The sequence below is a fragment of the Sphingomonas sp. NIBR02145 genome, from assembly GCF_027359115.1.
Lineage (GTDB): Bacteria > Pseudomonadota > Alphaproteobacteria > Sphingomonadales > Sphingomonadaceae > Sphingomonas > Sphingomonas kyeonggiensis_A.
This window is the reverse complement of sequence record NZ_CP114791.1, coordinates 4,449,363-4,463,126: the sequence shown is the minus strand read 5'-3', so window position 1 is coordinate 4,463,126 and position 13,764 is coordinate 4,449,363. Positions and strand designations below refer to the sequence as shown.

The 13,764-nt window shown below is 68.9% G+C and carries 11 protein-coding genes; 1 reads left to right on the top strand and 10 read right to left on the bottom strand.

Going from position 1 to position 13,764, the window contains the following annotated elements:
- Nucleotides 1-4: 4 nt before the first annotated feature.
- Entirely contained in the window at nt 5-1,081 is a 1,077-nt protein-coding gene (locus O3305_RS20485) for a cytochrome-c peroxidase (protein ID WP_269574191.1), read from the top strand.
- Nucleotides 1,082-1,084: 3 nt separating this feature from the next.
- Here O3305_RS20485 and O3305_RS20480 read toward each other — a convergent pair whose 3' ends face one another.
- From O3305_RS20480 to O3305_RS20435, 10 genes are all read right to left on the bottom strand, one after another.
- The gene (locus O3305_RS20480) at nt 1,085-1,756 is read right to left on the bottom strand and encodes a TonB family protein (RefSeq protein ID WP_269574190.1); all 672 of its coding nucleotides are present in this window, start codon (nt 1,754-1,756) and stop codon (nt 1,085-1,087) included.
- 61 nt (nt 1,757-1,817) lie between these two features.
- Nucleotides 1,818-3,050, bottom strand: a complete 1,233-nt coding sequence (locus O3305_RS20475) for a molybdopterin molybdotransferase MoeA (protein ID WP_269574189.1) — start codon at nt 3,048-3,050, stop codon at nt 1,818-1,820.
- Nucleotides 3,047-3,817 (bottom strand): uroporphyrinogen-III C-methyltransferase, encoded by a 771-nt coding sequence (gene cobA, locus O3305_RS20470; protein ID WP_269574188.1) that lies wholly within the window; start codon nt 3,815-3,817, stop codon nt 3,047-3,049. Before cobA ends, O3305_RS20475 begins: the two co-directional genes overlap by 4 nt.
- Nucleotides 3,810-6,398 carry a nitrate reductase gene (locus tag O3305_RS20465; RefSeq protein ID WP_269574187.1) on the bottom strand — a complete coding sequence of 863 codons (2,589 nt, stop codon included), beginning with the start codon at nt 6,396-6,398 and terminating at the stop codon, nt 3,810-3,812. Before O3305_RS20465 ends, cobA begins: the two co-directional genes overlap by 8 nt.
- 1 nt (nt 6,399) lies before the next feature.
- The gene (nirD, locus tag O3305_RS20460) at nt 6,400-6,738 is read right to left on the bottom strand and encodes a nitrite reductase small subunit NirD (protein ID WP_269574186.1); all 339 of its coding nucleotides are present in this window, start codon (nt 6,736-6,738) and stop codon (nt 6,400-6,402) included.
- The gene (gene nirB / locus O3305_RS20455) at nt 6,735-9,200 is read right to left on the bottom strand and encodes a nitrite reductase large subunit NirB (RefSeq protein ID WP_269574185.1); all 2,466 of its coding nucleotides are present in this window, start codon (nt 9,198-9,200) and stop codon (nt 6,735-6,737) included. The genes nirD and nirB overlap by 4 nt, the downstream gene beginning before the upstream one ends.
- Nucleotides 9,201-9,210: 10 nt before the next feature.
- Nucleotides 9,211-10,392, bottom strand: a complete 1,182-nt coding sequence (locus tag O3305_RS20450) for an alginate export family protein (protein WP_269574184.1) — start codon at nt 10,390-10,392, stop codon at nt 9,211-9,213.
- Nucleotides 10,392-11,681, bottom strand: a complete 1,290-nt coding sequence (locus tag O3305_RS20445; protein ID WP_269574183.1) for a nitrate/nitrite transporter — start codon at nt 11,679-11,681, stop codon at nt 10,392-10,394. Before O3305_RS20445 ends, O3305_RS20450 begins: the two co-directional genes overlap by 1 nt.
- A 226-nt stretch (nt 11,682-11,907) precedes the next feature.
- Entirely contained in the window at nt 11,908-13,116 is a 1,209-nt protein-coding gene (locus O3305_RS20440; protein ID WP_269574182.1) for a CmpA/NrtA family ABC transporter substrate-binding protein, read from the bottom strand.
- Nucleotides 13,113-13,694, bottom strand: a complete 582-nt coding sequence (locus O3305_RS20435) for an ANTAR domain-containing response regulator (RefSeq protein ID WP_184170618.1) — start codon at nt 13,692-13,694, stop codon at nt 13,113-13,115. Before O3305_RS20435 ends, O3305_RS20440 begins: the two co-directional genes overlap by 4 nt.
- Nucleotides 13,695-13,764 lie beyond the last annotated feature (70 nt).

Genomic DNA, 13,764 nt, shown 5'->3' with positions numbered 1-13,764 from the left:
GCGCATGGAACGGGTTTCCCGTTTTGCCCTGCTGGGATCGACGCTGCTGTTCCTGACGGCAGCGGCGTTCCGGCAGGACGCGGAGCCGCTCGACCTGCGCCGGGCCTATGCCGGGCCGGTCTCGACCTGGCCCGGCGCAGAAGTGGATCCGGGGGTGGAGTTCGTCGAGTTCGGCCCCCTGCCCCCGGCCCAGCGCCCCGCCGGCATCGACGCCGAGCGGGTCGCGCTGGGCGCGCGGCTGTTCGACGAACCGCGGCTCTCGGCATCGGGACAGTTCGCCTGCGCATCCTGCCATGCCCGCGAGCTGGGGTTCGGCGACGGGCTGAAGACGTCGTTCGGGCATGATCGCCAGCGCGGCCAGCGCAACGCGATGAGCCTGTTCACCGCGGGTTTCATGAATAGCCTGTTCTGGGACGGACGCAGCCCGACGCTGGAGCACCAGGCGCTGCAGCCGATCCCGAACCTGGTCGAGATGGCGGCCAGGCCGGGGCAGGTCGAGCACTGGATCAACAGCGACAAGGCCTATCGCGACGCCTTCAAGGAAGCCTATGGCGTCAAGCGGATCCGCATGACCGATATCGCCGCCGCGATCGCCAGCTTCGAGCGGACGCTGCGCCCGCCACAGAGCCCGTGGGACCGGGTGTTCACCCGCGGCACCGCGTCGATGACCGACCAGCAACTGCTCGGCCTGCACCTGTTCCGGACCAAGGCGCGCTGCGCGAACTGCCATAACGGACCGCTGCTGACCGACCAGAAGTTCCACAATCTCGGCATCAGCTTCTACGGACGCCGGCTGGAGGATGTCGGCCGCTACGGCGTGACGCACGACGCGATCGATGTCGGCCGGTTCCGCACGCCCTCGCTCCGCGCGCTGCGGCGGACCGGGCCCTATATGCACAACGGCATCTTCCCCACCCTGGCCGGGGTGGTGAACCTCTATGCCGCGGGCGGCGGGGTCGATCGCAAGGTGCAGAGCGCGACCACCAAGGCGCCGCCACCCCAGCCCGACCCGCAGCTGAAGAAAGTGGCGCTCACCGCCGAGGAACGCGCCGCACTCGTGGCGTTTCTCGAGATGCTGTGAGCCTCAGCGCGAACGATAGGTCATCGGGATGCGGAAGACGCGCGGCTCCCCTCGCGGTGGCGGGGGGAGAAGCGTGGCCTGCACCTGCGCCAGCGCCAGGCGATCGAGCGCCGCATTCTCGGAGGATATCGCGACAACCGCATAGACCCGGCCGCGGGACGAGACCTTCAGTTCCACCACCACCGTACCGGTAAGCCCCGCGCGTGCCAGCTCGGCCGGATAGCTCTGCCGCGCCCGGATCTCGCGGAATACGGCGCGGCCATATTGGTCGGCCTCCTCGCGGCGTTCGGTCGGCTTGGCTGCACGACTACTCTCCGCGCCGGTGGATGCCGGGCGCGCCGCGTTCTCGGCTGCGGCAGGCGCTGCCTGGATAGGCCCTGCGACGGCGAGCGTCACCGGCGGCCCCAATGCGACTTCCACCGGCCGCACCGGCTTCGGAGCAACCACCGGCACGGGAGAAGGTGCGGAAATCTCCGGCTGCACGACAGATCGGATTGCAGATTCGGAATCAGGCTCGGGTTCGGGTGCGATGCTTTCGGCGGAAACGTCGAAGATCCGCATCGCGCGGGTGCTGGCGGTCTGCGGCATCGGCGCGGCGAACAGCGCGAGAACCGCCCCGAGCGGCGCGGCCGTCAGCAGCAGGGTCAGGGTGACGGCGCCGGACCGCTCCGACAATGAGCGTTTGGGTGAATACACGCGCGCGCATTATCGCGAACGCGTCGCAATAACAACAAAATCAGAATCGGAGGAAGGACACTGTGCTGCCGACCGCCAACGCCGGATCCCCCGGCAAGCGGCGGACCAGCATGTCGGCCCGCGCGAGCATGGACTGGGCCGAGGCAGATTGGGCCGCGATCACCTGCACGCCCGCATCGGCCCGCTCGGCGCACAGAAAGGCTTCGCGGTCGCCATTGGCTTCCATATCCTCCGTCAACGGCAGACTTTCCCAGCGAAGCGCCGCCTGCACGCCACGACCGCCCAGTCCGGCGAGCAGCGGTGCAAGGAACAGGCGTGCGACCGTCATCGCCGCGGTCGGGTTTCCCGGCAGGCCGAGCACCAGCCTGGTGCCGATCCGCCCGAGCCAGACGGGCTTGCCCGGCTTGATCGCGACATCGGCAAACAGCAGCTCGAGGCCCAGCGGCAGGAGCGCCGACCTGGCGAAGTCTCGATCCCCACGCGAGGCCCCGCCGCACAGGACAAGGACATCGGCATCCGCCAGCGCAGTTTCGGCCGCGGCGGCGAGCAGCGCTGCGTCGTCACGCACCTGCACGGCGCCGAGCGGCCTGGCGCCCCATTGGCGCGCCATCAGCAGCACGGCTTCGGAAAGACTGTCGGGGATGCCACCGCTCGCCTGCGCCTCGCCGGCGGGCACCAGTTCATCGCCGGTCGCGATCACACGGACGCGCGGCGCGCGCCAGACGGTCAGTTCCGCTGCGTCGGCCGCGGCAGCAACCACAAGCGCGCGTGGATCGAGGAGCTTGCGGGCCGGCAGCACGACGGCTCCGGCCATCGTGTCCGATCCGCGCAACCGGACATGGGGCTTGGCGGGAACCGCGCCGTCGAGCGTGGCGATCGAAGCTTCGGCGCTGACGAGTTCGCGCATCAACACTCGGTCGGCGCCGGCGGGCATCAGCGCGCCGGTCATGATCCGCACCGCCTCGCCGGGCGCGATCGCTCCATGAAAAGGCGCGCCCGGATAGGCAGCGCCGATCACGGCAAATCGCCGCCGGCCGACGGCGAGATCAGCCTCGCGCACCGCAAAGCCGTCCATCGCAGAAAGATCCCGCGCCGGGATGTCCATCGCCGCGCGGACCTGTTCGGCGAGCACGCGCCTGCCCGCCCTGGATAGCGACACGCGTTCCGTGCCCAGCGGCCGGGCAACCGCGGCGAGGATCGCCTGGGCGGCATCGAACCGCAGCGCGGCGCCACAAGGCACACGCGCATCGACCGGAACCCGGACATGCTTCACTGCGCTCGCTCCGCCAGCATCGCAGCCGACTGACCGCCGGTGCTCGCCACCGCCGCGCCTACCAGAAGCAGGGTCGGCTTGTCCTCCGCGATTGCCGCGGCAGCGATCGGCAGCAGGTCGAGCCGGGTGTGGAGCAGCCGTTCGCCCGGCAGGCTGATGTCGCAGGCGATCAGCACCGGCGTCGCCCGGTCCAGTCCCGCCGCGACCAGCTGGCGGCTGATCTCACCTGCGGCACCGCGCCCCATATAGAAGGCCGTCGTTGCGGCGGGATCGGCGAGCGCCGCCCAGTCGAGCGCCAGCTTCTCGCCGGCCCGGACATGCGCGGTGACGAACTGGACGCGGCGCGCCAGGCCACGCAGCGACAGCGAGATGCCGGCCGAGGCCGCCGCCGCGCTCGCCGCAGTGATGCCGGGACAGATTTGTGCGCGAACGCCGACAGCGGCCAGCGCCGTGATCTCCTCGGTCGAGCGGCCGAAGACCGAGGGATCGCCGCCCTTCAAACGCACCACCTTCTCGCCGTCCAGCGCGGCCTCGACGAGCAGCGCATCGATCGTGCCCTGATCCTTCGAATGCCGGCCCGATCGCTTGCCGACGGGCACGCGGCGCACATGTTCGGGGATCAGCGCCAGCACGCCGGGGCCGACCAGCGCGTCATAGAAGACCACGCTCGCGCCGCGCAGCAGCCGCTCCGCCTTGCGGGTGAGCAGATCGGGATCGCCCGGTCCGGCACCGACAAGCCAGACTTCGCCCGGAAGAAACTCATCCATTGGCGGCACTCCTGTTTTCGTCGAGGATCCGGCGGATCGCGGGCCGGCACGAACCGCAATTGGTGCCCGCCGACAGTGCCGCGCCCACCGCCTCGACCGTAGTGAGCTGCTGGCTGCCGATCGCCGCGACGATTGTCTTGAGGCCGACATCGAAGCACAGGCAGATGATCGGCCCGCGATCCTCGCGCGCGCCCGGCGGCGCGCCGGCGAGCAAGGCTGCGGTGGCAGCCTGGCCAAGCTGTTCGACCAGCCATTCGCGCTTGGGCAGGAGCCCGCGTTCGGTGCGGAACAGCGCCGCGACCAGCCGGCCGTCACGCATCACCGCGACCCGGTGCGATCCGCGTGCACGGTCGAAGCTCTCGATCCGCTCGCCGCGCGGCAGCTTCGCTTCAATCGCCTGCGCATCGCCGTCGCCAGCCAACTCGTATAGCGTGCCGCCGGGCACCGAGACGCGGGTGGCCCAAAGGCAATCCGGGCGGTCCATTGCTTCGGTAGTGATCAGGAAGCCGCGCCAGGCGGGAGCGACCGCCTCGATCTTCGCGGGCGTCGATTTGAAGCCGGGCTGGCCGGAATGCGGATCGACCAGCGGACGCGGGAGCAGGCCGGTGCGGCCTCCGGTGGATTGCCGATCGGTCCAGTGGATCGGCGTGAAGATCTCGCCCCGGCGCTGGCCGGTGCTGAACTGGACACGGAACAGGCTCGCGCCCTGCGGCGTCGAGACGCGGGCGAGGCCGCCATCCTCCAGGCCCTGGGCAGCGGCATCCTCGGGATGAACCTCGACCAGGGGCTCCTCGCGGTGGCGCGAAAGCTTGGGGCTGAGGCCCGTGCGCGTCATCGTGTGCCACTGATCGCGGTAGCGCCCGGTGTTGAGCGTCAGCGGCCAGTTGGCGAGCGGCGCAGGCAGCGGCATCTGGGCGACCGGCACCAGCCGCGCGCGGCCATCGGGGGTCGGGAAGCGTCCATCGGCAAAGGCGTCTCCGCCCCAGCGGAACGGGGCCATCGCCTCATAGTCGGCATTGCCGATCGCGACCTTGTCCCCCAGGTCGAACAGCCGGGCGCCGTCATTCTGATAGGCGGAAAGGCGCGCATGCTCGCGGAAGATGTCGGCAGGCCGGGCATAGGCGAAGTCGCCCGGCCAGCCCATGCGGCGGCCGATTTCCTTGATGATCCACCAGTCGGGCCGTGCCTCGCCGGGTGCCTCGAACAGGGCGCGCTGGCGGCTGACCCGGCGCTCGGAGTTGGTGACCGTACCGTCCTTTTCTCCCCAGCCGGTGGCGGGCAGGCGGACATGGGCGAAGGGGGTGCAATCGGTCTCGGCGATCACATCGGAGATGACGACGAAGGGGCAGCGGGCCAGTGCTTCGCGCACCGCCCCGGCATCGGGCATCGAGACCGCCGGGTTGGTCGCCATGATCCACAGTGCCTTGATCCGCCCCTCACCCATCGCGCGGAACAGGTCGACCGCCTTGAGGCCGGGCTTGGGCGCGATCGTGGGCGAGGCCCAGAAGCGCTGGACGCGGGCGCGGTTCTCGGGCGCGAAATCCATGTGCGAGGCAAGGCTTGAGGCCAGCCCGCCGACTTCGCGCCCGCCCATCGCATTGGGCTGGCCGGTGATCGAGAAGGGCGCCGCGCCCGGCTTGCCGATCCGGCCGGTGGCGAGGTGCAGGTTGAGGATCGCGTTGACCTGGTCAGTGCCGCGGATCGACTGGTTGATGCCCTGGCTGAACAAAGTGATCGTGCGCGGATGCGCGGCGAACAGCTCATAGAAGCGCCTGAGGTCGGCGGCCGGCACTTCGCATGTCCGTGCCACCGACCACAGGTCGCTTCCCTCTCCAACCTGGTCCCAGAAATTCTCGGGCACGCTGACGCTCGCGGTGAGATAGGCCTCATCGACCAGACCGGCTTCGCGGCAATGGGCGAGCAGCCCGTTCATCAGCGCGACGTCGCTGCCCGGACGGATGGCGAGGTGCAGGTCGGCTCCCTCGCAGGTCTCGGTGCGGCGCGGATCGATCACGACCAGCTTAGCCCCGGCATCGCAGCGTGCGCGGATCCGCTGATAGACGATCGGGTGGCACCAGGCGGTGTTCGAGCCGACCAATATGATCAGGTCGGCGGCATCGAGATCGTCATAGCTGGCCGGCACGACATCCTCGCCGAACGCCCGGACATGGCCGGCGACAGCACTCGACATGCAGAGCCGCGAATTAGTGTCGATATTGCCCGAGCCGATGAAACCCTTCATCAGCTTGTTGGCGACGTAATAGTCTTCGGTCAGCAGCTGGCCCGAGACGTAGAAGGCGACGCTGTCCGGTCCGTGCTCGGCGATCGCCTGGCGGAAGCGCTTCGCCACCAGGTCGAGCGCCTTGTCCCAGTTCGCCCGGCGCTTGCCGATCGTCGGGTGGAGCAGGCGACCCTCCAGGCCCAACGTCTCGCCGAGATGCGTGCCCTTGGAGCAGAGCCGGCCATGATTGGCGGGATGCTCGGGATCGCCCTTGATCTCGACCGAGCGCGCGCCGGTGCGCGTCGCGACGATCCCGCAGCCGACGCCGCAATAGGCGCAGGTGGTGCGGGTCGCCGTCATGCTATGCCGCCGCCTTCAGCGTGCTCGCGCGGCAGATCAGCACGCGGCCGCCGCTGATCTTCACCGGGATCACCGGGGTGCAGCCCTTGTCCTCGCCCTGCGCCTGGCCAGTCGCCAGCGCGATGTTCCAATTGTGCAGCGGACAGGCGACGCTATGGCCATGGACGATGCCCTGGCTGAGCGGGCCGCCCTTGTGCGGACAGCGATTGACCAGCGCGAACACCTTGTCGTCGCCGGTGCGGAACACCGCGATCTCCTCGCCGCCCTCGACCGGCACAGTACGGCTGCCGCGCACCGGGATCTCCTGCAGCCAGCCGATATCGAGCCATTCGCCGATCATGCGATTTCCTCCACGCGGATGGGGTTGAAGGCAGCCATGTGCGCGTGCTGCTCGCGTTCCTGACCGGCGGCGCGCTCGGCCCAGGGATCGTCCTGGCTGAAGGTCTGGGAGTGCCAGAAACGTGCGGCGAGCGCGTCGCGCCCCGCTACGTCCTCGACGATCCGGTCCTTCACATATTGTAGTCCGACCCGCTCGATCCACGGCGCGGTGCGTTCGAGATAGCGCGCCTCCTCGCGGTAGAGCTGGACGAAGGCGGCGGCGTAATGGAGCGACTCTTCCTCGGTCGCGACCTTCACCAGCAGGTCGGTCGCGCGGACATGGATGCCGCCATTGCCGCCGACATGGAGCTCGTACCCGGAGTCCACGCAGACCACGCCGAAATCCTTGATCGTCGCCTCGGCGCAGTTCCTGGGGCAGCCCGAGACCGCCATCTTGAACTTGTGCGGCATCCAGCTGCCCCAGAAACCACGCTCGAGCTTTACGCCGAGCCCGGTCGAATCCTGGGTGCCGAAGCGGCACCATTCGGAGCCGACACAGGTCTTCACCGTGCGCAGCGCCTTGCCATAGGCGTGGCCGGAGACCATGCCCGCCGCGTTGAGGTCCGCCCAGACCGCGGGCAGGTCCTCCTTCCTGATCCCGAAGATATCGAGCCGCTGCCCGCCGGTAACCTTGACCATCGGCGCATCGTATTTCTCGACGACGTCGGCGATCGCGCGCAGCTCCTGCGGGGTGGTGATGCCGCCCCACATGCGCGGGACGACCGAATAGGTGCCGTCCTTCTGGATGTTGGCGTGCATGCGCTCGTTGACGAAGCGGCTCTGCTGGTCGTCCTGATAGTCGCCGGGCAGCGCGCAGAGCAGGTAATAGTTGAGCGCCGGGCGGCAGGAGGAACAGCCGTCGGGCGTCGACCAGTGCAGCTTCTGCATCACCTCGGGGATCGACCGCATGCCCTGCGCGACGATCTCGCGACGGACATCGTCATGGCCGAAGCTGGTGCATTTGCACATCGTCTTGGGCCCGGCCTGGACTGCGTCGCCCAGCGTGACCGCCAGCAGCGTCTCGACCAGCCCGGTGCAGGAGCCGCAACTCGCCGATGCCTTGCAGCCGGCACGCACGGCATCGAGGCTGCACGCGCCCTTCTCGATGCAGGCGACGACCTGGCCCTTGGACACGCCGTTGCAGCCGCAAATCTCGGCATCGTCCGAGAGCGCCGCAACGGCCGCCTTAGGGTCCGCCTGCCCACCTCCCTGGGCAAATGCCTGGCCGAAGATCAGCAGGTCGCGGAGATCGGAGATGTCCTCCTGCTTCTTGAGCAGATCGAAATACCAGCTGCCATCGGCGGTATCGCCATAGAGGACGGCGCCGACGATGCGGTCGTCCTTGACCACCACGCGCTTGTAGATGCCGCGGCTGGCGTCGCGCAGGACGATGTCCTCGGCACCGTCGCCGCCCGAGAAGTCGCCGGCGGAGAACAGGTCGATGCCCGAGACCTTGAGCTTGGTCGAAGTGACCGAACCGCGATAGCCGGTATGTGCCTCGACCAGCCCGTCGGCGAGCGCCCGGCACATCTCCCAGAGCGGCGCGACCAGGCCATAGACATTGCCGTCATGCTCGACGCATTCGCCGACCGCGAGCACATTGGCGTCGCTGGTGACCATGTGATCGTCGACCTGGATGCCGCGGCCCACCGCCAGCCCGGCCTCGCGGGCAAGCGCGGTCGAGGGGCGGATGCCCACCGCCATCACCACCAGGCTGGCCGGGATCACCCGCCCGTCCTTGAGCTTCACGCCCTCGACATGATCGGTACCGAGGATCTCGGCGGTGTCGGCGCCGGTCAGGATCGTCTGGCCGCGCGATTCCAGCTCGGACTTGAGCAGCCAGCCCGCCGCTTCGTCGAGCTGGCGCTCCATCAGCGTCGGCATCAGGTGCAGCACGGTGACCTTCATGCCGCGCAGGGTCAGGCCATGCGCCGCCTCGAGCCCGAGCAGGCCGCCGCCGATCACCACCGCGTCACCGCCCTTCCCTGCGGCCGCCAGCATCGCGTCGACATCCTTCATGTCGCGGAAGCTGATAACGCCGGGCAGGTCCTTGCCCGGCACCGGGATGATGAAGGGATCCGAACCGGTGGCGATCAGCAGCTTGTCATAGCTGACCGTGCGCCCGCTGGCGGCGGTGACGGTTCGCGCCGCGCGGTCGATCCCGGTGACGCTGTCGCCGGCGACCAGCTCGATGCCGTTGCCGTCATACCAGTCGCGCGGGTTGATCACGATCTCGTCGAACGTCTTCTCGCCGGCGAGCACCGGGGAGAGCATGATCCGGTTGTAGTTCACATGCGGCTCGGCGCCGAAGATCGTCACCCGGTAGCGACCCGGATCGCGGGCGAGCAGTTCCTCGACGGCGCGGCAGCCGGCCATGCCGTTGCCAATCACCACCAGGTGCGGGCGGTCGATGTGATGGGTCATGCGTGCAACCTCACAGGGTAAAATCGAGCTCGAGCCACAGCTTGCGCGTATCGGTCGCGAAGCTGGCGGCGCGGTAATCGGCATATTTGATCAGGGCGGCGACGCGCTTGAGCGGCTTGAAACCGAGCTGCAGGTCCCATTCCTCGCCGTAGCGGCGCGCGTTCCGGTCGCTGTCGAAGCGGTGGTAGATCGCCTGCAGCGTGATCACCGGCACCTTGCCGAGCGCCAGCGCATAGCTGCCCCCGGCATAGAGGTCGCGGATGCCGTCCGCCGGGGTGACGAGGAACTTGTCCGCCCAGCCCTGGAACTTGTGCAGCGTGGCCAGCGGCGTCTGGAAGCTGGTGTTCGCCAGCCCCTTGTCCGCGCCGAGCACCTCATAGCCGCCGCTCACCCCGAAGGCCTTCACCTGGAGCTGCCCCTCGGCCAGCCAGTAATCGGCGGCATAGCGATTGGGATTGTCGCGCCAGTTCGACTGGCGGGCATAGCTGGCGGCGAGCGAAAGCTTGGCGGCGCCGAGCGGCAGCGTGGTCGCCGCCCGCCCGCCATAGGTCTGGCTGGAGAATTGCCGCCGGCCGGTCGCGTCCTGATCGACCAGATAGGCGAAGCCCTTGGCGCTGACCGGGCCGAGCTTCACGCTCGCGCCGGCGAAGACATTGTCGCCGCCGATCCCGGCGATCGGGCTCTCGACGCCGTAGATCGTGTGCGCCGCCCAGGCATAGGTCATGTCGATCGCCACCGGCCCCAGCGCCTTGCTCTCGACGCGCACCGCATCGAAGGTCTGCTCGTTCTGCCGCCAGGCGACATTGCCAACGAAGCGCTGGTCGTCGAGCGCGATGCGCTGGCGGCCGGCGGTGAAGACGGTGTTCTTGATCCCGCGATACTGGAGCTGAATCCGGTTGATCTCGACATTCTCGGGATCGGCCACCACCGGCCAGGCGGTGCGGCCGTTCACGGTGCTGTTGTAGCGTTCGCTCAGCGCCAGCGTGCCTTCGCTCTCGGCGAGCAGCGCGAAAACACCCTGCTTGAGCTCGAACCCGGCGCGGACACGCAGCGTGAGCGCATCGGCATCCCGTGCCAGCCCGGCCTGGTCGACGCCTTCATAGCGAAGCCGCGCATCGACGATCGGCTTCATCTCCTGCGCCATCGCCGGCGTCGCGGCGATGGCCAGAGGAAGGAGGAGCGCGGCGCGCATCAGATCCGCACGCCCTGCGCCGCGGCGACCCAGCGCGCCCGCCACTTGCCCTTGACGAAGGTCAGGCCGGCAAGTGCGCCCAGCGCCAGCATCGCGAAGATCAGGAAGCCCGGGCCGAACCCACCGGTCGCCTGCCGCGCGAAGCCGAGCGAGGAGGCAAGGTAGAAGCCGCCAATGCCGCCCGCCATGCCGACGAGCCCGGTCAGGATGCCGATCTCCTTGCCGAAGCGCTGCGGCACCAGCTGGAACACCGCGCCATTGCCGGTGCCGAGCGCGAGCATCGCGATAACGAACAGGGTGAGCGCGACGCCGAGGCTGGCGGGCGAGGTGCTGACGCCGAGCAGCGCGAGTGCCGCGACGATATAGACGGCGGTGAGCGCCGCGACGCCGCCCACCTTGTCGGCCAGCGCCCCGCCGAGCGGACGGACCAGCGACCCGGCGAACACGCAGGCCGCGGTGCAATAGCCGGCGACTACCGTGCTCAGCGCGAACTGATCGGTGAAGTAGATGGTCAGCGACGAGGCGAGCCCCGAGAAGCCGCCGAAGGTGACGCCGTAGAACAGCATGAACCACCAGGCGTCCGCGGTCTTGAGCGGCTCTAGATAGGCGGCGAGCGGCTTGGGCGCGGGCTGGTTCGGCGCGTCCTTGGCCAGCACGACATAGACCACCAGCACGATCGCCAGCGGAATGCAGACCAGGCCGAGCACGGCGTTCCAGCCGAACGCCTTGGCCAGCATCGGCGCGAACAGCGCGGCAAGCACGGTGCCAGAATTGCCCATGCCGGCGATGCCCATCGCCTTGCCCTGATGCTCGGGCGGATACCAGCGGCTGGCGAGCGGCAGCGCCACCGCGAAGCTGGCGCCGGCAAAGCCGAGCACACCGCCCAGCGCCAGCGTGCCGGCAAAGCTGTGGACGCCCAGCCGCCAGGCGGTGAGCAGTCCAGCGATCACGATCACCTGGCCGATCACCCCGGTGCGCTTCGGCCCGATCCGATCGGCGAGCAGGCCGACAAGCAAGCGGAGCACCGCGCCGGCCAGGGTGGGCGTTGCCACCATCAGGCCCTTCTGCGCGGGGCTGAGGTGCAGGTCCTTGGCGATCTCCGGCGCAAGTGGGCCGAGCAGCACCCAGACCATGAAGGCCAGGTCGAAATAGAGGAAGGCGGCGATCAGCGTCGGCGTGTGGCCGCTGCTCCAGAATGCCGACTTTGCCTTGCGTGCCGGAAAGGAATCGACATCGGCGCCCCCGCCGATCGCCTCGAAGCCTTCGCGCGCCAGTTCCGCGATCTTCATCCGCTCTGCTCCCCCGTGCCGTCCGGCACGAAAAAATCTGATGTGCCGCAGGCACGAAAAAAGCCGCTGCCGATCTCCCGCGAGGCGGTGATCGGACAGCGGCTTTGCTGAATTCCGGTGGATGTTCGCGCCTACGTCGCCGCGGACATCCGATAAGCGTCCCCCGGCCATTCGGGCGACTCGCATAAGCTGACGCGAAGTGGGTTTCTTCGCAAGTGCAAAAATTTCAGCTTTGTTTCAGGGCCTGCAGATAGCCAGAAATATCCTGCGGATCGAAAGACTTGCCATCGAAGAACCGATCGGGCGAGAGCATCAGGCTGCCCTGATGCGACGCAGCTGCGAGCGGATTCGCCAGCGAACCCTCGACCTTCATGCTCGCGCCCGGCATCGCGACACCGCGCCCGGCAAGCGCGCTGCGGTACAGGTCGGAGCGGAACACGCCGGCGGCCGCACGCTCGGCCTCGGCACTCGGTTCGACCATCCCCCAGCGGACGAACTGCGAGTAGATCCAAAGCGCCTGGCTGCGCCACGGGAAGTTGGCCGCGCCACGGTGGAAGACCAGGAAATCGGTCAGGTCGATCACCTCGCCGCCGCACATCAGCGGCATCCGCCCGGCCAGCGCCTGGGCGATCAGCTCGGCGGGCTGGCCGACATAGTCGGACCGGGCAAGCAGGGCCGCCACATCCTCCCGGTTGGCCGGATCGTCGCACCAGGCGGCGGCGCGGTCGAGCGCGCGGAGCAGCTGGCCGAGCTGATCGGCATTGGCTTCGGCCCAGTCGGCGCGGGTAGCGAGCACCTTCTCGACGCCGCGCTGCCAGATGTTCACGCCCGCGGCGGCGATCTCGCCGATCCCCTCGGCCACCGCGACGCTGCCCCAGGGCTCGCCCGCGATGAAGCCGTCGATCTCGCCCAGCCGCAACGCCTGCACCATCAGCGAGGGCGGCAGCACGCGCAGGGTCACATCGCGGTCCGGGTTCACCCCGGCATAGGCAAGCCAGTAGCGCAGCATCAGCGCGTGGCTCGAATAGCGATGGACGATGCCGATCACCGGCTTTCGGCGATGCAGCCCGATCGCGGCGGCGAAATCATGCGCGGTGGCGACGGGGTCCTGCACGCGGTTGCGCGGATCGGGATCGAGCGCGGCCGCCAGCTCGGCCGAAAGCGTCAGCGCATTGCCATTGTCGTTGAGCTTGAACGGCGCGGCGATCGCGCAGGGCGCCTGGCTGAGCCCCAGCGTCACCGCCACGGCGAGCGGCGCGAGCATGTGCGCGCACTGGACCTGGCCATAGACCAGCCGGTCGCGCACCGTCGCCCAGCTGGTATCGCGCACCAGGGTGAGGGCGATGCCCTCGGCCTCGGCGAAGCCACGCTCGCGCGCCACGATCAGCGGCGCGCTGTCGGTCAGGGGGAGGAAGGCGATCGAAAGCGGCGTCATCGCCCGTCTCCAAACAGGTCGGCGGCTGTGATCAGGGCTTCGGCGACTTCGGCGATGCGCCGCCCCTGCTTCATCGCGGTGGTGCGCAGCAGCGCATAGGCTTCGGGCTCGCTGAGGCCCCGGCTCTGCATCAGGATCGCCTTGGCGCGATCGAGCGTCTTGCGCTCGGCAAGCTCGGTGCGCGCGGCATCGAGCTCGGTCTGCAGCCTGGAAAAGGCATTGAAGCGGCGGATCGCCAGGTCGAGCACCGGCTTCACCCGGTCCTTGCGCAGCCCGTCGACGACATAGGCCGAGACGCCCGCATCGATCGCCGCCCCGATCATCCCCTCGTCCGACTGGTCGACGAACATCGCGATCGGCCGGGCGAGCGCGCGGCTCACCGTCAGCATCTCCTCCAGCGAATCGCGATTGGCGTTGCCGAGGTTCATCAGCACGACATCGGGCGCCATCCGCTCGAGCCGCGCGACAAAGGCACCGTGCGGGGGCACGATCTCGATTTCCTCGAAGCCGGCCTCGCGCAATCCCTCCTCCAGGATCGTGGCGCGCAGCCCGCTGTCGTCGATGATGGCAATGCGCAACGCCGGTCCCCAAGCCTACGCGCGCGAGGCTTATCCGGCGCATGCCCTGCGTCAACTTCGGACTCCCGCA

Coding starts and splice junctions, on each gene's coding strand:
- O3305_RS20465 (WP_269574187.1), bottom strand. CDS start 6,398: ATGACGGCGACCCGCACCACCTGCGCCTATTGCGGCGTCGGCTGCGGG.
- O3305_RS20440 (WP_269574182.1), bottom strand. CDS start 13,116: ATGACGCCGCTTTCGATCGCCTTCCTCCCCCTGACCGACAGCGCGCCG.
- nirD (WP_269574186.1), bottom strand. CDS start 6,738: ATGATCGGCGAATGGCTCGATATCGGCTGGCTGCAGGAGATCCCGGTG.
- cobA (WP_269574188.1), bottom strand. CDS start 3,817: ATGGATGAGTTTCTTCCGGGCGAAGTCTGGCTTGTCGGTGCCGGACCG.
- O3305_RS20450 (WP_269574184.1), bottom strand. CDS start 10,392: ATGCGCGCCGCGCTCCTCCTTCCTCTGGCCATCGCCGCGACGCCGGCG.
- O3305_RS20445 (WP_269574183.1), bottom strand. CDS start 11,681: ATGAAGATCGCGGAACTGGCGCGCGAAGGCTTCGAGGCGATCGGCGGG.
- nirB (WP_269574185.1), bottom strand. CDS start 9,200: ATGACCCATCACATCGACCGCCCGCACCTGGTGGTGATTGGCAACGGC.
- O3305_RS20485 (WP_269574191.1), top strand. CDS start 5: ATGGAACGGGTTTCCCGTTTTGCCCTGCTGGGATCGACGCTGCTGTTC.